The 19,468-nt window shown below is 42.1% G+C and carries 17 protein-coding genes; 10 read left to right on the forward strand and 7 right to left on the reverse strand.

The genetic code is table 11. From position 1 onward, the window contains the following. Positions 1-113: 113 nt before the first annotated feature. Positions 114-1,274, reverse strand: a complete 1,161-nt coding sequence (locus HXT23_RS00110; protein ID WP_422112859.1) for a histidine kinase — start codon at positions 1,272-1,274, stop codon at positions 114-116. Continuing rightward, complete coding sequence (locus HXT23_RS00115) at positions 1,271-1,942, reverse strand: response regulator transcription factor (RefSeq protein WP_020761671.1); 672 nt, start codon at positions 1,940-1,942, stop codon at positions 1,271-1,273. The genes HXT23_RS00110 and HXT23_RS00115 overlap by 4 nt, the downstream gene beginning before the upstream one ends. 476 nt (positions 1,943-2,418) lie before the next feature. On the opposite strand from HXT23_RS00115, the gene HXT23_RS00120 reads away from it, so the two are divergent. Genes HXT23_RS00120 through HXT23_RS00135 form a run of 4 tightly spaced genes read left to right on the forward strand, consistent with a single transcriptional unit; the run spans position 2,419 to position 5,775 of the window. Further along, positions 2,419-3,321, forward strand: a complete 903-nt coding sequence (locus HXT23_RS00120; protein WP_020757016.1) for an efflux RND transporter periplasmic adaptor subunit — start codon at positions 2,419-2,421, stop codon at positions 3,319-3,321. Then, the gene (locus HXT23_RS00125; protein WP_016636352.1) at positions 3,318-4,028 is read left to right on the forward strand and encodes an ABC transporter ATP-binding protein; all 711 of its coding nucleotides are present in this window, start codon (positions 3,318-3,320) and stop codon (positions 4,026-4,028) included. The genes HXT23_RS00120 and HXT23_RS00125 overlap by 4 nt, the downstream gene beginning before the upstream one ends. Further along, positions 4,012-5,223 carry an ABC transporter permease gene (locus HXT23_RS00130; protein ID WP_016636351.1) on the forward strand — a complete coding sequence of 404 codons (1,212 nt, stop codon included), beginning with the start codon at positions 4,012-4,014 and terminating at the stop codon, positions 5,221-5,223. The genes HXT23_RS00125 and HXT23_RS00130 overlap by 17 nt, the downstream gene beginning before the upstream one ends. A 27-nt stretch (positions 5,224-5,250) precedes the next feature. Then, positions 5,251-5,775 carry a hypothetical protein gene (locus HXT23_RS00135; protein WP_016636350.1) on the forward strand — a complete coding sequence of 175 codons (525 nt, stop codon included), beginning with the start codon at positions 5,251-5,253 and terminating at the stop codon, positions 5,773-5,775. 44 nt (positions 5,776-5,819) lie between these two features. Here the strand turns inward: HXT23_RS00135 and HXT23_RS00140 are convergent, their stop codons facing one another. Together HXT23_RS00140 and HXT23_RS00145 are read right to left on the reverse strand one after the other, a co-directional pair. Beyond that, entirely contained in the window at positions 5,820-7,082 is a 1,263-nt protein-coding gene (locus tag HXT23_RS00140; RefSeq protein ID WP_032816878.1) for an MFS transporter, read from the reverse strand. A 138-nt stretch (positions 7,083-7,220) separates the two neighbouring features. Then, entirely contained in the window at positions 7,221-8,747 is a 1,527-nt protein-coding gene (locus tag HXT23_RS00145) for an aminotransferase class I/II-fold pyridoxal phosphate-dependent enzyme (RefSeq protein WP_016636348.1), read from the reverse strand. A 519-nt stretch (positions 8,748-9,266) separates the two neighbouring features. Between HXT23_RS00145 and HXT23_RS00150 the strand changes: the two genes are divergently transcribed. Next, complete coding sequence (locus HXT23_RS00150) at positions 9,267-9,533, forward strand: hypothetical protein (protein ID WP_016797389.1); 267 nt, start codon at positions 9,267-9,269, stop codon at positions 9,531-9,533. A 47-nt stretch (positions 9,534-9,580) separates the two neighbouring features. Here HXT23_RS00150 and HXT23_RS00155 read toward each other — a convergent pair whose 3' ends face one another. Further along, positions 9,581-10,417 carry a nitroreductase family protein gene (locus HXT23_RS00155; protein WP_421778730.1) on the reverse strand — a complete coding sequence of 279 codons (837 nt, stop codon included), beginning with the start codon at positions 10,415-10,417 and terminating at the stop codon, positions 9,581-9,583. Positions 10,418-10,587: 170 nt separating this feature from the next. Here HXT23_RS00155 and HXT23_RS00160 point away from each other — a divergent pair, with 170 nt between their 5' ends. Both HXT23_RS00160 and HXT23_RS00165 read left to right on the forward strand, forming a co-directional pair. Further along, on the forward strand, positions 10,588-11,373 hold the full coding sequence (locus tag HXT23_RS00160; protein WP_032813138.1) for a histidine phosphatase family protein: 786 nt from the start codon (positions 10,588-10,590) through the stop codon (positions 11,371-11,373). Positions 11,374-11,526: 153 nt separating this feature from the next. Beyond that, positions 11,527-12,870 carry an ABC transporter substrate-binding protein gene (locus HXT23_RS00165; protein ID WP_016636342.1) on the forward strand — a complete coding sequence of 448 codons (1,344 nt, stop codon included), beginning with the start codon at positions 11,527-11,529 and terminating at the stop codon, positions 12,868-12,870. Between the two features lie 271 nt (positions 12,871-13,141). Here HXT23_RS00165 and HXT23_RS00170 read toward each other — a convergent pair whose 3' ends face one another. Next, on the reverse strand, positions 13,142-14,161 hold the full coding sequence (locus HXT23_RS00170; RefSeq protein ID WP_422112860.1) for a LacI family DNA-binding transcriptional regulator: 1,020 nt from the start codon (positions 14,159-14,161) through the stop codon (positions 13,142-13,144). A gap of 344 nt (positions 14,162-14,505) precedes the next feature. Here HXT23_RS00170 and HXT23_RS00175 point away from each other — a divergent pair, with 344 nt between their 5' ends. The 3 genes from HXT23_RS00175 (at position 14,506) to HXT23_RS00185 (ending at position 16,965) form a co-directional block, all read left to right on the forward strand. Beyond that, a complete protein-coding gene (locus tag HXT23_RS00175; protein ID WP_016797399.1) occupies positions 14,506-15,360 on the forward strand; it encodes a carbohydrate ABC transporter permease in 855 nt (284 codons plus the stop codon). Then, positions 15,357-16,190, forward strand: a complete 834-nt coding sequence (locus HXT23_RS00180; RefSeq protein WP_004124145.1) for a carbohydrate ABC transporter permease — start codon at positions 15,357-15,359, stop codon at positions 16,188-16,190. Before HXT23_RS00175 ends, HXT23_RS00180 begins: the two co-directional genes overlap by 4 nt. A gap of 160 nt (positions 16,191-16,350) precedes the next feature. Then, positions 16,351-16,965, forward strand: a complete 615-nt coding sequence (locus HXT23_RS00185) for a DUF624 domain-containing protein (protein ID WP_422112861.1) — start codon at positions 16,351-16,353, stop codon at positions 16,963-16,965. A 220-nt stretch (positions 16,966-17,185) separates the two neighbouring features. Here HXT23_RS00185 and malQ read toward each other — a convergent pair whose 3' ends face one another. Continuing rightward, a complete protein-coding gene (gene malQ / locus HXT23_RS00190; protein ID WP_422112862.1) occupies positions 17,186-19,447 on the reverse strand; it encodes a 4-alpha-glucanotransferase in 2,262 nt (753 codons plus the stop codon). Between the last annotated feature and the right edge of the window lie 21 nt (positions 19,448-19,468).

The raw sequence follows: 19,468 nt of genomic DNA on the forward strand, positions 1-19,468 counted from the left end.
ACAACTTATAAATTAATGGCGTGCTAAAAGGTAAACAATATCTTGTCTAGGAAAACCTTTACAAATAATTACTATCTAAAACTGCTTAAGATTCATTAATCTTTTAAACTGAATCAGTAAGCCATGCTATCTATACAGTTATGTTCATTTTTGAAAGGAATAACTGCATTACATTCCCAATACTTACCAAAGGCTCGAAGATAGAGTGAACCGCCTAAATGCTTTATGATATCGCGATGAAGTAGAAGTCCTTTTTGAGATACTGAGCGAATTGCATCTTTACTTTTCCCGCCCAAAAATCTAACATTGAACTGTTTTATAACAATTTGTTTTTTACGTATCGAAATTCTGATGTAATAAACTAAAGAAGCATATTTTCGCATGTTCAAATATAGTTCTTCGATTAATTCAATAACTTCACAGATGATTTCATTGCTAATGTCTTCAGGAATATCGTTACTAGATATATTGCATATTGATCTTCCTTTTAATCCACAAGATGTATTGATTGAGTCGTTCATTTGTAGCGTATCTTCAATGTGCTGAATGAACTCGCTTCGAGCATCTTGCTTAGCAGTATTTCCACGTAGAATGTCGATAATATTATGTCCTTCTTCAAAAGCCTGATCTGCCAAATCATTTATTGCCTCAATAGCTTCTCGCTGCTTTTTAGAAATAGACTTGTCAAGTAATGCTATTTTACTTTGTAGTGCAATATCTGCAATCTTATTAGTTAATCTATCGTGCATTCGCACAGCCAGATGAAGATTATTAATTGTTTGCTTATCTTTTTCATAAAGAACCATTTTTTGGTGAGAAATGCGCAAAATAATACCAGTGCAAACGCAAAATATATTTATTAAAAGGTAAGCAATAAGATACTTGAAAGATAAAGTTGATAGGTATCGGTATGCAACGTAGTGTAATGCATCTATTACTAAGAATAAAGGTAGTGTAAATTGAATCGGATATAAATACGAAATAAAAACAAATGATATGATGAGCCCGAAAGTTACTGGTGGAAGATTCAGACTAGGAATAACAAGAATGCTGAGATGTACAAAAATATAGCACATGCTCATAAAATGCGGGAGCAAGCAAAGAAACAGATTTATAGCAGCAAGAATCATGTAAACTATAACAAGTTGTATTGTGCTATTGTCGCTATTTGAGTAAATATATGCATCCATTGCGCTCGACAAACATCCCAATAGTAAAAATGTTTTATTGTCAATAAGCTTTTCTCGTAAACGACGCATTAAGAAAATAATCATTGTGTATCATTTCCTAAATATTCATCATGCAGCCATGTAGTAATAAGTTGTGAACGATTCGTTACATTCAACTTTTTGAATACGCGACGAAGGATAGTTTCCACAGTACAAGTTTCAACAAATAAACGTTTGGCGATTTGCGCATTAGTCATTCCTTTACTGCACAACTTTACAATTTCAGTCTCATGATCCGTTAAAGCAAGGCGTCCATTTTTTGGTTTATTTTGCAGACGTTGAAATGCTGTCGTCGTGTCGTCAAAATGAAGATCGCCTATTATTTGTGGCTTGAATGTGCCATGGGCAATACTGCTAAGCATGGCGCAAATAGTTTCTGGGTGGTTCTTTCCAATAATGCCTTGTGCGCCTGCTGTTGATGCTTTTAAAGCATAATCGTTGATAGGGAATGAAGTTATAGCAATTATTATTGGGAGTGAGTATCTTCTTCGCAATTCGTATAATATTTTAATTCCCGAAACACCAGACATATACATGTCAATTAGTAGCACGTCTGGGCATTGATTTTGACAAAACTGAATTGCTTGATCGGCGTACGCGGATAACCAGCAAATACTGCAGGACGGAACAACCTGTTCAATATATGTTTTTAGGCCGTGTAGACAAAAACAATCATCATCAACAATGCCAACAGTAATATGCTTTGCTATCATATTGCTCCTTTAGAAAAGCATTATTTAAGTAATAATAGTACTTGAATTTGTATGATGAATATCTTGTCTAGGAAAACCTTTACAAAGCAGATTGTATAAAGGTAGTTGCTTGGAGCTTACGGGGGTTACTCCGCAGCGAATAAGTTCGCTTAAAGTTTAGTGATTTAATCACAATGTGGTTGCGGCTATGCACAAGTAAGTCGCTTAGTAGTGTATAAACTCTATGCAGAACAAATCATTCTCTGGTACTACGCAAGTTCCAAGAATCATAAATAAAATCATCATTTAGTGTGATGCAAACTCTTTACGGCGATTATAGGCTATTAAGCAAAAGCTGAAATCCTCAATAAAGTGTCAATCATAAAAGCGTTAATCGTAGCATTATCAAGCACTTTATTTATTTTGGATCAGTTTGAGAGACTCGTTTCGACGCATCCTATGTGTCTACGAGTTTGGCGAGTAAGGAGATTTGTGTCATGCGTAAGTTTACGAAAGTACTCTTGCTTGCTGCTCTGCCAGTGTGTTTGCTTACTGCATGCTCTGGTAGAGCAGTTGATAATAGTCAACAGCAGGCACAACACGATTCAGTTCCACTTGTTTCAGTCAAAAAACAGCCTTTAACACAAGTTGTGTCGGGTAAAGCAGCAATAGAGCAATCGTCTACCTTTGTTATTACTGCTGTAAGTAGAGGGAATTTTTCTCCATCGGTAAAAGCAGGCAGTACTGTAAAAGCTGGAAGTGTTCTAGGCTACAATGCTGGTAACAAAATTATTGCTCCCGTAGACGCTAAAGTTGTGTCAGTAGCTGAATCATCTGCGGACGTGCCTAAATCTTTCCCACTATTCACTCTTAAATATGAAGGTTTTTCAATAAGCCTTAATGCAAAATCTTTACTTCGTTCTGCGGATATTACAGATGTTAAAGGTCGCTTCCAAGTTGAAGATGGTGTTGGGCCAACCAATTGTTTGCAAATAGTACAAAGCGGTGGAACTTCTACCGATATTGCAGCCTCGGGTAGTAGCAAGAATGATAGTGCTGATTCGACTCAAACAGATGAGTCGAGTTTGCAAAGTGCACCTAGTGTATCGTCAAAAGTTTTAACGTGTTTAATAGATAAAAGCGCAGAAGTAGAATCAGGTCAAAATGCGACGCTTGTTTTTAATGGCAAGCATAAACAATCAGTTCTAACACTGCCCGTTAGTGCGGTTGCTGGAAGAGTCCAAAAAGGCTTAGTCTCATACAAGAAAGGCGATAATTGGGAGCGCAAAGAAGTTGGTCTTGGAATCAGTGACGGCGCTAATATTGAAATTACGTCTGGCTTGAATGAGGGTGATGTTGTAGCAGGTGTTTCTCCTGATCTCATTCCAGGAGTGCAATGATTATGGAGAACAATCCTGTTCCACTGGTTGAACTACAAGACGTGTCAGCGCGTGTAAAACTAGGCAATGGCGAATGGCTTACCACTGTTAGCTCTGCTTCTATGTTACTTAATCAAGGTGAAACATACGCGGTAGTTGGCAGGTCTGGATCTGGCAAAACGAGTCTTATTTCTATTATTGGATTTTTGAATAAAAATTTTACTGGAAAATACTATTATTCTGGCAAGTCAATCCAAAAGTGTAGTGATAATACAGTATCGCATATGCGCGCTCGAAATATTGGTTTTGTTTTTCAAAACTATTCGCTTATTAAGCATTTAAGTATTAGAGAAAATGTTGAGTTGCCGCTTTTATACGCAGGACTACAACAAAGCAAGCAGACAAGAAGAAAAACGATAGAAGAAGCATTATGTGATGTTGGATTGCAAGATAAACTAAACGAATACCCTGGAAGGCTATCAGGCGGTGAACAGCAGAGAGTCGCGATAGCGCGTGCTCTCGTCACTAATCCCGAATTACTTATTTGCGATGAGCCAACTGGTGCGCTCGATAGTAGTACGGGAGAAAAAGTGCTTCAAGTGTTGCATGATCGTGTTCAAGAATCTGGAACAACATTACTATTAGTCACTCATGATATGAAAGTGGCTCGTTCTTGCTCTCACATTTTTACTATGGAAGGCGGTGTTCTTTATGATCATGCTGCTTAAAGATTTGCGCCTGTCTCCTATGAGATCCTTCCTCACAGGTTTTTCAATGTTTATAGGCATCATTGCCGTTATTGCGTCAGTGCTTATCGGCACGGTTGGTAAGGACTATCTTATTGCAACTAACGAACAGCTAAACGGTCGTAGACCAACATACGAGATTACTTTTTCAGCACAAAATTTTGACGAATATTCAGTATTTAACAAATTCTTAAATCGCATTGAATCCGCAAACCGTAACGCTAACGTTATGCTACAACCAAACACTGGACTACTGTTTAGCGCTTCTATGCCAGCCTCGAAGAGTGTAAAAATAAGCAAAGAATATAAGACTGGCAATCTTCAATATACTGACGCTGTTTACACTACGGCAGGATACAACAAAGTTTATAACTTACCTATTGTAAGTGGAAGATGGTTTAGTAATAGCGATAAAAGCAACGCATTAGAAATGGTAGTAAACCAATCTGCCAGCAAAAGATACAAGATTGGTGAAGTAGCATTTATTACTTCTCGCAAAACAACACAAATGAGTCCTATAAGGATTGTTGGAGTTGTGAACGATGGTGTAGACTCAGCAAAAGTATACGTGAATATTCTAGGATTATTACGTTATGCTCCAACTCTTTGGGAATATTCTGGAAAATCGTCTCAAGGCTCAATCTACTGGTTGAATAAAGAAAATCGTTCTCAAAAATCAATTAAATCTTATGTTTCAGATGCTCTTTACGACTGTTGTGGTGGACAAGTAAACGAAATTAGAAGACATGATAATAGTGATGATTACGAGAATGTTATAACAGTATTGCAATTAAGTTTTGCTATCGTAGCAGCATTATTGCTTTTTGTTTCCGCGCTAGGTTTAATCAATATTGGTTTAGCATCGTTGGAGCAGCGCACACATGAACTGCTTATACGCAGAGCTTTGGGTGCTACTAGATGGTCGATTGCTTCACTCGTGTTAGGCAGCGCGATTATTTTAGCGCTGATAGTTTCGATTGCTGCTGTTGCTGTTTCTTTTGGCCTTGTGTCTATAGCATCAAGTTTTTGGGATGCAGCAAGCCCAGTTAGTCCGCCAGTTTACCCATATGAAGCCGCTATTGGAGCTGTTATTGCGGCTTTTATTACAGCGCTTGCTGGAAGTGCGGTGCCAGCAATAAAAGCATCGCGTTTACAACCAGCATTAGCATTGCGTTAATTTTCAAAAAATAAGAAAGAAGGAATAATGAATAATCATAATATTGGTAAAGCAACTCTTATTGTTGGTGTGCTTAGTGCGCTTCTTATGTTTAATGCGTGTGGAGGAATAGGCAACAATAATGCGAGTGGTATGGGTGGCGCGCGCTCGCAAAATAGTTCACCTAGAGAGACTGTTGATTTTGCTCATATAGAGAAGGAATACCAGGAGTCCGTTGCAAAGCTTAGTTGGCCTGAAAAATATAAAGCTCCTGCAAACTTGGTTGGAGAAGAAAAAGACAGCCAGTTCCAGAGTGGATATGGTGATACGCAAGCATCTAATTATTATCAGTGTGCTTGGGAGCGGCAATGGCTAGATACGTATGCTAGTGATGAACAAGCGGCAAGTAAAGCTTTGCGTGAGCTCGAAAAAGTGCCTAGCATGCCGTTTATGGGTCCAGATCGTTGTGATGATGCAACGAGAAACTTTTTCAAAGAGCACATGCGTAAAGCAAAACTAGGAGATCCGTCAGGATTCCAACAGGATGTGCAAACTAATTGTCCTGTGATGTAATTGCATTTGTATAGCTTTATTGTGCTTTCGCGCTAAATAGCTTGTTATATGCTTCTTTTTACCCATGTTGATGGTGTCCAATAATCTTTGGTAAGCATTGATGGGTATGTTTGTTTACGAGCTTGAATAATCCATAAGGCTATACCTGTTGAAACAAGTATTACGCCAGAAGCAATCATTATGAATAATGATGAATTTAGATTTCCCCATGCTAGTACGCTTGCATACCCTACGATAATGCCGCATTGCTCCATAATAGAAGTAAAAGTAGTAGTTGCGCCGAGAATGTGTGTTGGTATGCCGTCGAGAAGAGCTGTTTGCCCATAGACAATAGTGGCGTCAAAAATAATACCTGCAATGAAAGCAGAGCAAAGAAAAAGAGTAATCCAATTATTGAGTGCAAAAATAAGTAAAGGAATAGAAAGGAATCCAGGTAATAAAATAGAGTATAAAATCTCATAATGTAGCACAATGTATTTGCATAATAGCGAACCTACAATCATGCCAATGTTAAATATGCTGACTATTGATCCCCAAGTGGATGCTGAATGAAAAAGTGTGAGACAATGGTGTGCTCCCATTAGTCTGAATGCAGCAAGCCATGAGCCTGATTGTAATGCGGATACTACTCCTAAGACTATTAACCATGGTGTAGATTTCATATAGTGTAGAGAGGCTGCAAAACCAGCAGTTTTATTGCTTCCTGTCTTCGTATTGTTTGAGCTATTTTGTGCTTGCTGGTTTAGATTAACTAACAGTAGAGGTAGCGCCGCTAATATCATCACAATAGCAATGCTCGTAAAGAAAATGAGCGGATTACATATATCAACAAATATGCCAGTAATCGCAGGTGCAGCAAGCCTGCTGAGATTAATCCACATACGCATGCTTGCTAAAAACTTGGTTTTTTCGCCAGTTGGTACGCTATATGCCATCAATACTTTTTGATTAGGCGAAGAAAATGCAGTAAAGAACCCGAATATTATGCCGAGTAGTGTAACCGTAATCGCAATAAGATTATGCTGTGCTACTAGAGCGAAACCGTATCCAGTACACAACAAGGCAAAGCAGAATGTTAGCGCTATAAACAATCTAGTTGGTGGATATTTATCTGCAATAATTCCGCCAAGCGTTGCTGCTATGCAGGTCATAAGTGCTACGGACACTGCGTTAAGCGCTGCGTGAGATAAGTCGACATGTATTAAAAGATATAGGCTTACGCCAAATCTACAGCTTGTTAAAAGAAAAGCATTAAGCGATAAAACGGATATAACCAACCCCGATCGTACTCGTGCTGCAGTGTTCATTGCTTACTCTTCTTACTTTTCTTTCTTTCATATTATGAATGATATGTGTCTTTCGATATGTACACCTTTATTTACACCTTTTTATGGACTGTGAGCGAAATGAGTGTTTTATTGCAGTTTGCAAGCAAGATGCATAAATTACTGGCGATAGTAGGAGAGGAAGCTGGAGAGTTTACTCATTGCGTCGCGAAGCGTTTGCAAGCGTGGCAAGTAGACTACGCGGAAGTAGCCTGGAGTCTGCCAATTAAAGCCTTTTCCATGCACAATCAGCAACTTCTGATCGCGCAGCAAATCAAGCGCAAACTGTTCGTCGTCGTGAATGTTGTAGCGAGCAGGATCGAGCTTTACAAACATGTAGAAAGCAGCGTCTGGCCGCTCAACGCTTACGCCATCCATCTCCTGAAGCGCGTTATAGCAGTACTCGCGCTGCTCGTACACGCGTCCGCCCGGCTCCAAATATTTTTCAACGCTCTGGTATCCGCCCAAAGCAGTCTGAATAATCGATTGCGCAGGAACGTTCGAGCACAAGCGCATATTAGACAGCATGTTAAGTCCCATAATGTAGTCGCGAGCCTTGGATTTATCTCCCGAAAGACTCATCCAGCCGATGCGGAAGCCAGCAATCATATGCGACTTAGAAAGTCCGCTGAAAGTTACGCAGAATACGTCTGGAGCAAGAGAAGCAATCGAAATATGCTTCTTGCCATCCATAACAAGACGATCGTAAATCTCGTCCGCAAAAATAATCAGATTAAACTCGCGCGCAACCTTAACAATCTCTTCCAAAACTTCGCGACTATACAGCACGCCCGTAGGATTATTCGGGTTAATAATCACGATTGCTTTAGTGCGAGGCGTGATTTTAGAGCGAATGTCGGCAATATCTGGGTACCAATGCGACTTTTCGTCACACATGTAGTGCACAGGAGTGCCGCCAGCCAGGCTAGCGCACGCGGTCCACAGAGGATAGTCTGGGCTTGGAATAAGAATCTCGTCGCCGCAATCAAGCAGCGCTTGCATAGAAAGATTAATCAGCTCGGAAACGCCGTTGCCAGTGTAAATATCTTCCATTTGTACGCCTGGAATACCCTTAAGCTGGTCGTATTGCATAATTGCTTTGCGCGCAGAGAAAAGTCCGCGGCTATCCGAGTAGCCTTCGCAGTCAATAAGCTGCTGTTGCATGTCGTAAATCACTTCGTCTGGAGCGCGGAAGCCAAAAGGTGCAGGATTTCCAATGTTGAGCTTTAAAATATGCGTCCCGTTTGCTTCCATGCGGTTTGCTTCTTCTACAACAGGGCCGCGAACGTCGTAGAGCACGTGCTCAAGTTTGGTGGATTTGTTGAAGTTTCTATTTTTGAGTGCTTCAGAAAGCTCTTCCTCTGTAAGATGTGGCTGATTTAATTGTGATTCTTCTGCAGACTGGCAGTTTTGCGCGGTTTTTGCGCAGGAATGCCCACCTTTGATTCCGTAGTCGCTAATTTCAAGAATTTGTGCAAGCATATCTCGTACGTCTTTGCGAGGTTCAGTTTTGCCGCTTAAATATTGACTTAACTGGCTTTTGCCAAGTTTATGGCCGTTTTTTGCTGCAAGCTCGATTACATCAATCTGCTTGTATCCCTTGATTTTCATGGCCTTTTTAAGGTCGTTTGCAAAATTCTGTGCCATAATCCGTCTTCCTCTATGCCATCTTATAGAAGCTCATAAAATCAGCGTTCGTAAATTGAACAAATTTACAACAAAGTTCAAAATATAAGCTATAAATTGAACTTTGAGGCGATTAAAAGACAATTTTACGCGTCAAAAAGCATTTTGCAAGCATAAAATTGAATTTATTTTGAATTTTTACTGAGCAATAATTAAGAATTGAACTAAAAAGACATTAAATTGAACTTATTTTGACTTAGTTACATGAGATTGTTTGCGAAAGCAGCAGTTTTGTAGTGCGATTGTACTTAAAATACGGCGTGTTATTCCTCACGGCTATTAGTAGCCGTTCGGCTGATTTGGCACATAAAGTCCACTGGACTTTATGCTTAAGCCAAATCACGCTTTGAAGGAGCTTGAAATGCGTTATGCAATTTCAAGCTCAGTCAAAGCGCAATCGAACTTACAAGTTTGTGCCAAATTTGACACAATTTACGTACATTCTTGGCAAAAGACTGCGCAGTTTGTTGCGGTGATACTATGGGTTACATGTATTTCTTTACTCCGCGCAGATGTGAATCTACTCAAAAAATAATGTATGCCAACAAAGGGCAGGCTCTTATTGCAGCGGATAAAAGTTTTACGGAACGCGGAGCAAAGCTGTGGGTTTATAAATGCGATTATTGTGGAAGTTGGCATTTAACGCATTCAAATCCTGCGATTCGTAAGTATTGCGATATGCGCTCGCGGTTTGAAACAACCAAACCTAAGTCTAGAAAACGCGGATATAAGCCGCGTATACGCTAAATAATTGATGTTAAATAATTAACACTAAAAATCAGCAAATCAATAAATCAGTACTTAAAAGTAAATCCTTGCGCATTAAGCTGCGATTCGCAACTATGGTTTTTAGCTCCAGAATCTACAGCAAGTTTTGCGATTTGCGCACTGAATGCGTCCACTGGCCTATCTGCATTACGCAAATCGTAGTATTTATGCACTCTTTCGTCGAAGTCTGCAAGTTTTTCAATCAAAACTTTATCGCTGCTAGGGTATTCATTTTCAAAGAATTGTATACTCGAGTCCATGCGCGGCTTTAATTCTGGCCTTTGATCTGGCTTGCCAATTGCAAGCCCAAGAACTGGATACGTGTATTTTGGCAACTTCAAAAGTTCAATTAAATCTGGAATATTATTCAAAATTGAACCAAGGATTACGCAACCGAGTCCAAGCGATTCTGCGGCTGTTTCCATTGCGTGTAGTGCAAGAACAGCGTCGTTTTGCGACTGCGAGAATCTGTAGCCTGTTTTAAGAGTAAAATCGTTTCCGTCTGCATCAATGCCGTTTTTACGTGCTATAGCAGCATTTCTGTGCTGGTCAATAATAAAAACATACAAAAGTGGCGCTGTTGCTATGTAAGTTTGATTTCCAAGCTGGGAAAGTTTTTGTTTAAGATCTTTGCTAGTGATTTTGATTGCAGACCAATCGTTCAAAAACTGGCTGCAAGCTGCGCGCTGTGCTGCTTCTTCCAACGTTTTTGCAATATCTTCGCCAATCGGCTCATTTTTGAAAGCGCGTATAGATCTGCGATTAAGAAGCGTTTGAATAGTTTGATTCGCATATGCATTTTGCGCGTTGTTTTGCGTATTATTTTGCTCGCTGTTCTGTGCGTTGCTTTGAGTTGACGTCATGTTTTTATATTAATGGCAACGAAATACCAATTAGAAATTGACATGTAAAAGTGTTATAAAAGTGTTATAAATGTACGAGTGAACAAGTTGGCAGCGAAGCCGCTTGATGAATGCTTGCGTTAATGCACCAAGCGCAAGCTAAGAATGGTGGTGCTAAGGCGGCGTTGGGTATGCTGAACGGTTTGAACAATATTGACATTAAAGTTAATGGCGATTTGTGCACAACGGATGCAACAGATACAACGGATTCGTACGAGATTCAAGACGTTCCAGCAACTTGTGGCGGAGCTCCCGAGGGCAGACTTGTTCTTTTGCGCCATGGTCAAACTGCTTGGAGCGAATCTGGCCAGCACACAGGCCGCACCGATATTCCACTAACGCAAGTTGGCCGCAATCAAGCTATAAGCGCAGGCGCCAGGATTCGACAGGCTTTTCCAAACGGTTTTAGCGAGGATTGCCAGTTTGTAAGCCCTCTTGTTCGTGCTCGTCAAACAGCTCAGTTGGCAGGATTTACGCATTGCACGCCGCTAGAATATGCTGCCGAGTGGGATTACGGCTGTGCAGAGGGGCGTACTCGAAAAGACGTGTCCGCTCTAAGCGGTGTTGAGTCATGGGATGTTTGGAAGGATGGCCCTAAAGCTCTTCCAGATTTTATGTCGGATTCTTGCCAAGAGATTCTTCCAAGTGGTGAAACAGTAAAAGTCGTGCGTTCTAATGGCGAATCTTTACAAGAAGTTTCTAATCGTACTCAAAAAATAATCGACTCTGTTTTGCCAAAACTTAAAAGCGGCAAAGATGTGATTATTGTAGCTCACGCGCACATTCTTAGGATTTTAGCAACCAGATGGCTTGGTGTAGATGCACAGCAGGCGCGCTTGCTTCGACTAGACACCGCGCATTACAGCGCTCTTGGAACTTATAAGGGAGATCGTGTAATCGTTCGCTGGAATTGCTGATTTGTGATTGTTGCAGATTATTCGACACGCCATCATATCAACACTGCTATCGTTTGCAATATCTTTGAATTTGAGGCATAATAAAAATTGTCGAAAGGGCACCTAGTGGTGCGGCGGCCAAAAGGTAGGCCGACGGCATAGGAGAAAGGTTCGATGATGAATCGTACAATTAAGTCAACAATTGCGCTTGTAGCTTGCTCAGCAATGGCATTCGGTGCGCTCGCTGCATGTGGTTCTAGCTCTTCGGATTCTTCCGATAAGGGCAAGGTATACTTCCTTAACTTCAAGCCAGAATCTGCTGATCAGTGGAAGGAAGTTGCTAAGGAATACACCAAGAAGACTGGCATTCCTGTAAAGGTTCAGAACGCTGCTTCTGGCACTTACGAGCAGTCGCTTAAGAGCGAAATCAGCAAGGGCGACGAAGCGCCTACACTGTTCCAGGTGAATGGTCCTGTTGGCTACGCAAGCTGGAAGGATTACACTGCAGATCTTAAGGATACCGAGCTTTACAAGCAGCTTCAAAACAAGGATATTGCTCTTAAGGATGGAGACAAGGTTGTTGGCGTTCCATACGCAATGGAAACTTACGGCTTGATTTACAACAAGGCTTTGTTAAAGAAGTACACGGAGCTTAAGGATGCTAAGGTAAAGTCTGCTGAAGAGATTAACTCCTTCGATAAGCTTAAGGCTGTTGCAGACGACATTCAGGCTCGTAAGGGTGAACTTGGTGTTGATGGCGCATTCACTTCTGCTGGCTTCGATTCCAGCTCTGATTGGCGCTTTAAGACTCACCTTGCAAACATTCCTCTGTACTACGAGTTCAAGGCAGACAAGGTTACCAAGCAGCCAGCAAAGATTAAGGGCACGTTCCTTGATGGATACAAGAAGATTTTCGATCTTTACATTACTGATTCCACCACTCCTGCAACTCAGCTCAGCTCTAAGACTGGCGAGGATGCAAACTCCGAGTTCTCGCTTGGTAAGGCTGTGTTCTATCAGAATGGTACTTGGGCTTGGACCGACTTGCAGAAGGCTGGCATGAAGGCCGAAGACCTTGGCATGCTCCCAATCTACATTGGTGCTAAGGGCGAAGAAAAGCAAGGCTTGGCTACTGGTTCCGAGAACTACTGGTGCATTAACGAGAAGACTTCGGATGCCAACAAGAAGGCAACCAAGGACTTCTTGAAGTGGGTTCTTACCTCTGATTACGGCAAGGAAGCTATGTCTAAGAAGATGGGCTTCACCACTCCGTTCAAGAGCTTTGCAGATATTAAGTCTGAGAATCCTTTGACTGCTGCTGCTGTTGAAGATGCTAAGTCTGGTAAGACTCCTGTAAGCTGGAACTTCACTATGATGCCATCTGACAACTGGAAGAACGATCTTGGCTCCGCTTTGCTTGAGTACGCTCAGGGCACTGGCAAGTGGGATAAGGTTAAGAGCGCCTTCGTTGACAATTGGGCTAAGGAAGTTGCTCAGACTCACGAAGATCAGGATTAATCCTAAGAATTGGGTTAAAACTGGATTATTAAATTCATAATTTAATATGTCATTTTTGTAATTGCATTAGCACAGTGCATTAGTGACAAGTAAAAGAGCTTCAAGCCTAACGGTTTGAGGCTCTTTTTGTTTTGAGAATTATCTTAGTAGGGTATGTTTGAGTGGGATATGCTTGAGTAGGATATGCTTGAGTAGGATATGCTTGATATATCGCTTTGTTGTAAGAATAACCTTAGTCTAAAATAAGAATGACCTTAGTCTAAGAATGGTCTTAATTGTTTTCAAGCTGACTTGTGCTCGATCTAACTATAAGCTGTGCTGGAATGGTAATATATTTGCATTCTTCGCTTAAATAATCGCCATTAATCAGAGACAAAGTTATTTTTGCTGCGTCTACTGCCATTTCTGCAGGGTCTTGACGAATAGTCGTAAGCCCTGTTTCTCTAGCGTAAAAACTATCGTCAAAGCCAATAATCGAAACGTCTCCAGGTGTGCTGTATCCGCTTCTAGAAAGCTGGAACATAAGCGGAATTGCTATGCCGTCTTCTTGGCAAGCAATCGCCGTAGGAACATTTACATTGCTTAAAAGCGAAGAGACGATTGAGCTTATTCTGTCTAATCCTTCGGGGGCAACGATTTCTGTAGGCGTAATGCCGTTGATTTTGCATTCGTCAATAAAAGAGTGGTAGCGCTGCAAAACGCTAAAATGCAATGAAATATCGCGGTTTGTGCGAATGTAGGCAATGTTTTTGTGGCCTAGCCCAATAAGATGGCGTGCCATAAGTCGCGCGCCTTGATCGTCGTCTATGTTAATCGTTGCGTCAAAGTCGCAATCCATAGGATTTAAGCAGTTTATACCTAAGACTGGCACGCCAGTGGCCTTTAGAGAAGCTACTTCCGATTTGTTTACGTCGAAGGAGCAAACGATTACAGCGTCTGCGTTTCTGCGAGTTGGCAGCATGCTAAAGAACTCTGCGCGCTCTTGGCTGCTGGATATTTGGAAGATTGAAAGGTCGTAGCCTGCGGGGTGAAGAACTTGATTTAGGCCTTGTATAATCGACGCACTAAACCATAGCCGAATGCTGTCGCTAAGAAGAAGTGCAACTCTTAGTGTTCTGCCAGATTTTAGTGCTGCTGCAGACCTAGATATTGAAAAGTTTAGTTTTTCGGCAATAGCTAATACTTTGTTGCGCGTTGCTGCGGAAACCAAGTCTGGGCGTGTAAACGATCTAGAAACAGTAGATACAGATACATGCGCCTGATCGGCCACGTCTTGAATATTAGCTGGCATTTGAACTCCTTTATTCGCGCAGCAAATGTTTACTCAATATCTTCATTAATATTGTTAAAATATGCGCAACGCTAGTATATGAGCAACGTGGCATATGTGAATTTTCATATGCTTATTTGCGTTCATTACACAAACGTTTGCAATACGAACAATAATAGCAGATTTTGCCGTAAAATCGCCAAAAATCGGGATTTTTTTCACATTTGATTTTTGTCTTCTTTAGTGGCGACATGCAAAAAAATGACAACGTTTGACATTGTGGTTGCATGTAGTAAGATAAAAGTATTGGTTCGAGCGCAGCGAATTGCACAGGCGCGTACTCAAGGAGGAGAAAGTGACGAATCATGATTAATATGAGTGGAAAGGCAATACGCAAATGGTGGGCGTTGTTCGCTCTACCAACGTTTGCTGCATTTGTAATTGGTTTCTTAGTGCCATTTGTAATGGGCGTGTATCTTAGCTTTACTAAGTTCCACACTGTTACTGACGGAAAGTTTGTTGGAATACGCAATTATCGCAAGGCGTTGCGCGACCCACACTTCCTTCATTCGTTAATATTTACAACGGCTTTTACGGTTGTAACAACAATTGTTATTAATGTTATTGCATTTGCAATCGCTTACATGCTTACAAAAAAGTTCAAAGGCTCCAACCTATTCCGTACGGTATTCTTTATGCCGAATTTGATTGGCGGCATTGTTTTGGGCTACGTTTGGCAGGTAGTGCTTAATGGTATTTTGGGCTACTTTGGCCGCGCTATTACGTATTCTGCAACATACGGCTTCTGGGGCATGGTTCTTTTGATATGCTGGCAGCAAATCGGATACATGATGATTATTTACATTGCTGGCTTGCAAGCGCTTCCAGGAGACGTTATTGAGGCTGCTGCCGTTGATGGCGCAACCCCAATGCAAACGCTGTTTAAGATTACGATTCCGCTTATGATGCCATCCATTACGGTTTGCACGTTCTTAACGGTTACAAACGGATTCAAGCTATTCGATCAGAACTTGGCGTTGACCAATGGCGCTCCTTCTAGAAAGTCGGAGATGCTTGCATTAAACATCTTCAACACTTTCTATGGAAGAATTAATGGCGAAGGTGTTGGCCAGGCTAAGGCAGTTATATTCTTCATTATTGTTGCCGTTATTGCCTTGATTCAGAACAAGTTGGCAACTTCTAAGGAGGTGGCAGCATGAACGAGAAGACTAAGCATCCTGCGCTTTGGACCACGCTTTTTGCTGTAGTGAGTTTGCTGTGGATTTTCCCAATCGCGATAGTGTTTATAAACTCCTTTAAGTCAAAGGTGTATATTGCTAGCGAGCCATTTTCGTTGACTCCAAAGTCGTTTATTGGTTTTGACAACTACGTTCTTGGCGTTAATCGCACTAATTTGTTGATGAGCTTCTGGTGGACAATTGTTGTAACGATTGGTGCTGTAGTTCTGATTCTGCTTTGCACTTCTATGTGTGCTTGGTGGATTGTGCGCGTAAACAATTGGGCTGCAAAGTCGCTTTACGTGTTGTTCTTGTTCAACATGATTGTGCCATTCCAAATGGTTATGTTCACGCTTTCCAACATCACTACAAAGCTTGGATTGAACACGCCTTGGGGCTTGTGGATTATCTACCTTGGATTTGGTGCAGGTTTGGCTGTGTTCATCTTTACGGGCGTTGTAAAGGGCATTCCTCAAGAGTTGGAAGAGTCTGCAATGATTGATGGCGCTTCTGTGCCTCGCATATTCTTCCAGATTATTGTGCCGATTATGAGGCCTGCGATTATATCCGTTTCTATCTTGCAAACAATGTGGATTTGGAATGACTTCCTTCTTCCTTACCTAACTTTGGATTTAAACAAGTACAAGACGGTTTCTATTGCAGTTCAATATTTGAAGGGCGGCTATGGCTCTGTTGAAATGGGTGCCATGATGGGCTGCTTGGTTATGGCGATTGTTCCAATCATAGTATTCTACCTAATCTGCCAAAAGTACATAATTAAAGGTGTTATGGCAGGTGCGGTAAAGGGCTGAGGTTTTTTCTCCTTCGAATCTCGGCATGCATGATGGTGGTTGCAAGTGTTTGTAGCCACCATCATTTGTGTTTAACAATCATTTGTGTTTAAGCGTATCTTATAGTGTATTGTTATTTTAGATTTGTTTAAGTTTGCTTAATTAGGCGGGAGTAGTTGTAATGATCTCTTTTGGAAGCCCTGATTCTAAGTTCGCTCAAGGAATGGAATCGTTTGCAGACGCGGTTTGGCTTACTGTTCTAATGATTATTACCAGCATTCCGCTTGTAACGGTTGGGGCGGCTGTTACGGCCGCGCATGAGACAGCTAGACGTATTGAACGTGGCGAGGCGCACACAACAGCAATCTACTTTAAGTCTTTTAAGAATAATTTTGTTAAGGCAACTATTATTTGGCTTATTTTAGGGCCGATTCTTGCGCTAATAATATGGTCTTGGATTTTTTTGCGACTTACTCCGCTTTTAATAATAAAATTTGCGATTAGCATATTGTGGATTCTTGTTGCGCAGTGGGTGTTTGCATTGCAAGCGCGCTTTGAAAACTCGATTGGCAGAACTCTTATTAATTCGCTGATTTTTGGCGTTAGCTACGCTAGCACAACGCTTATAATGTTTTTGCTTGATTGCGTGTTCTTTGCGCTCGTATACCTTTCGCTAAGGTATTTTTTGCAAGGATTACCGCTGTTGATTTTGCTTGGGTGGGGGTCTTTGATTATGCTCCACACGCCGCTTTTGGAGCGTGTGTTTGCTAAGTACGTTGCGGCTAATACGCAGTGAGGCGAACATCGCCATAGATGCTCGCCTCACTTAGGACATCAAAAACATAGCGCGTAAGCCGTGTCTACAGGCGACCTACGCGCTATGCGAGAGAGAAAGAAGTTACTACATGAGTAACAATCAATATTTATTATACTCTTAATTCAAGTGTTTGCAAGTATTTTCAACCTTTCTTTTTACATTTTTTGGTGGTAATTTTACAGTTATTTGCGCTTATTGGTTAATTTTTTTCGCCTCGCATAATGGCGGCCATATTGAGTACGCGCTGAGACTTAAAAACGTCGCCTGTGTGAACAACGTTTCCATCTTTATCTGCAAGAGGAATACGCCAATTTGGATACTCAGTACTGGTTCCAGGCTGATTTTGCGAACGCTTTTCGCCAACTGCGTCAACAAGTGCCACTTGCAAAAGCAAAGATGGGGAAGTGCGCATAATCGCGTGCATAGCCTCTACAATCTCTTGCACATGGCCTTCTACGTTTTCGGCAGCATCCTTGCTAATCCATCCGCCATCCAAAAGCATCTTCATCATGGCGTCTCGCTCCGCGCTAGCAGCCTTTTGGAAGCTTTCTACAGAATCGGTAAGAAGGTGCAGCTCTTCGCGAATCTTAACATGCTCGAATGCAAGATAGCCTGCTGTAGGAGGCATGTCGTGAGTTGTAACAGATGCCAAAGCGTATTCGCGGTATGTAGAAGGATTTGCAAATATGATTTCCTTCTTTCCAGCCTTTTTAGCCGCTTTTTCAGCTTCGTCATTGTGTGTAAACCATTCAACAACAGTTCCAAGAATGCCGTGCGAAGCAAGCACCTTGGAAACGTACGCTGGAACAGTGCCAAGGTCTTCGCCAATCACCAATCCGCCTGCGCGAGTGGCCTCAATGCTAAGAACTGCAAGCATTGCGTCCACATTGTAGTAAACGTAAGCGCCGTTCTTTGCGCCTTGGCCTTGCGGAATCCACCACAAGCGGAAAAGCCCAAGAACGTGGTCAATGCGAACCGCGCCAGCGTGCAAGAACACGTTGTGAACCATGTCTCGGTAGGCAATGTAGCCAGTCTCGTCTAAGTAATTAGGATCAAATGGCGGCTGACCCCAATCCTGACCCTGCTGGTTGTAGAAGTCTGGAGGCGCGCCAACGCTTACGCCGTTAGCGAAGCGCTCTGGGCTCCACCACACGTCTGCGCCGTATCCGTGTACGCCAACAGCCATGTCTTGCATAAGTCCAATCGCCATTCCCGCAGCCTTAGCTTCGGCGTGAGCAGCAGCAACTTGCTCATCTGCAATCCATTGCAGCCAGCGGTGGAACTCAAGCAAATCAGCATGATCTCGTCTAAGCATGTCTATTTGAGGAGTGCCTTTGCCAGTTGTATCAAACCAAAGATTATCTCCCCAAGGAGCACCCCAAACTTCAAAAGCTACGCACCAAGTAGCAAAAGCGTCTAAGTCTTCTCCAGAGCGCGCCTTAAAGTCTGCAAAATCCTGCTCGCGCTCGGCGCTTCTAGGCTGCTTAAAAATAATCTTTAAGGCTGGAAGTTTTGCGTTCCACGCGGCGTTAATGTCCATTGGATTTGGATTGTTATTAAGCGCTTCCACGCCCTCGTGCAAAATCTCCACCTCTTTGCGCTGGCTATCGCTAAGCTGCGCGTACTCTGGAATATCTTGCGGACGAATGTATGTAACGTTTAAGAACCTGCGCGATTCTGGCAAGTACGGCGAAGGCTCCAAAGGTGCCACTGGCGCGCACGCATGAATCGGGTTTATAAGCATAAAGTCGGCTTTTCCAATGTTTCCTGCGTCTTTAAGCAGTCTGCGCAAATCGCCATAATCGCCAACGCCCCAAGATTCCTTTGAGCGCACGGAATAAAGCTGAGTCATGTATCCCCAACGATGCCGTTCTTGAACGCTTTGCGGAAGTGGTATTTTTGCTGGTGCGCAAATCAAAGTTGATTGCGCGTGTGCAACAGTTTTGCCATTTTTATCTTCGACTTTTGCAAGAAGAGTGTGGTAGCCCATTGGCAAGTCTTGCGGAAGTTCAAGAGTTAATCCGTCTTCTTCGCTTGTTTCAAAGTTGTTAAGAGGCTCTTCGTATTCCGACCCATCTTCTAGCGTAAGCGTTATATGTATTTTTTCTGGGCTGCTTGCGGCTTCTTCAGCGTTAATAGGAACAATCGTTTTTGCGCCAATAAAGCACACCACGGTTGGCGGCAGCAGCTCACTATTGCGCTTTTCTTGAACGCGTTTTAGTGAGTTTTCAATGTTTTCGCTTGTGGTTGCAGGGTAGCCCAGCGCGTCTAGAACGCCTACAATCGCTTCGTCCGTAATTTCCGTATAGTCGCCTAGTTGGTCTATGTAGAAAGTTGCAACTCCGCATGCTTTTGCAAGTTTAACTAGTGGGCGAGCAAGCCTTTCTGCGCTTTCTTCTACGGGCACAGTCGTGGCAGCCTTTGTTTTGCCATTAGTTGTGCCATTGTCTGTTGTGCTCATGATGCTCCTTTGTTAATCGTG

Source organism: Gardnerella sp. DNF00257, assembly GCF_049262745.1.
GTDB lineage: Bacteria > Actinomycetota > Actinomycetes > Actinomycetales > Bifidobacteriaceae > Bifidobacterium > Bifidobacterium piotii.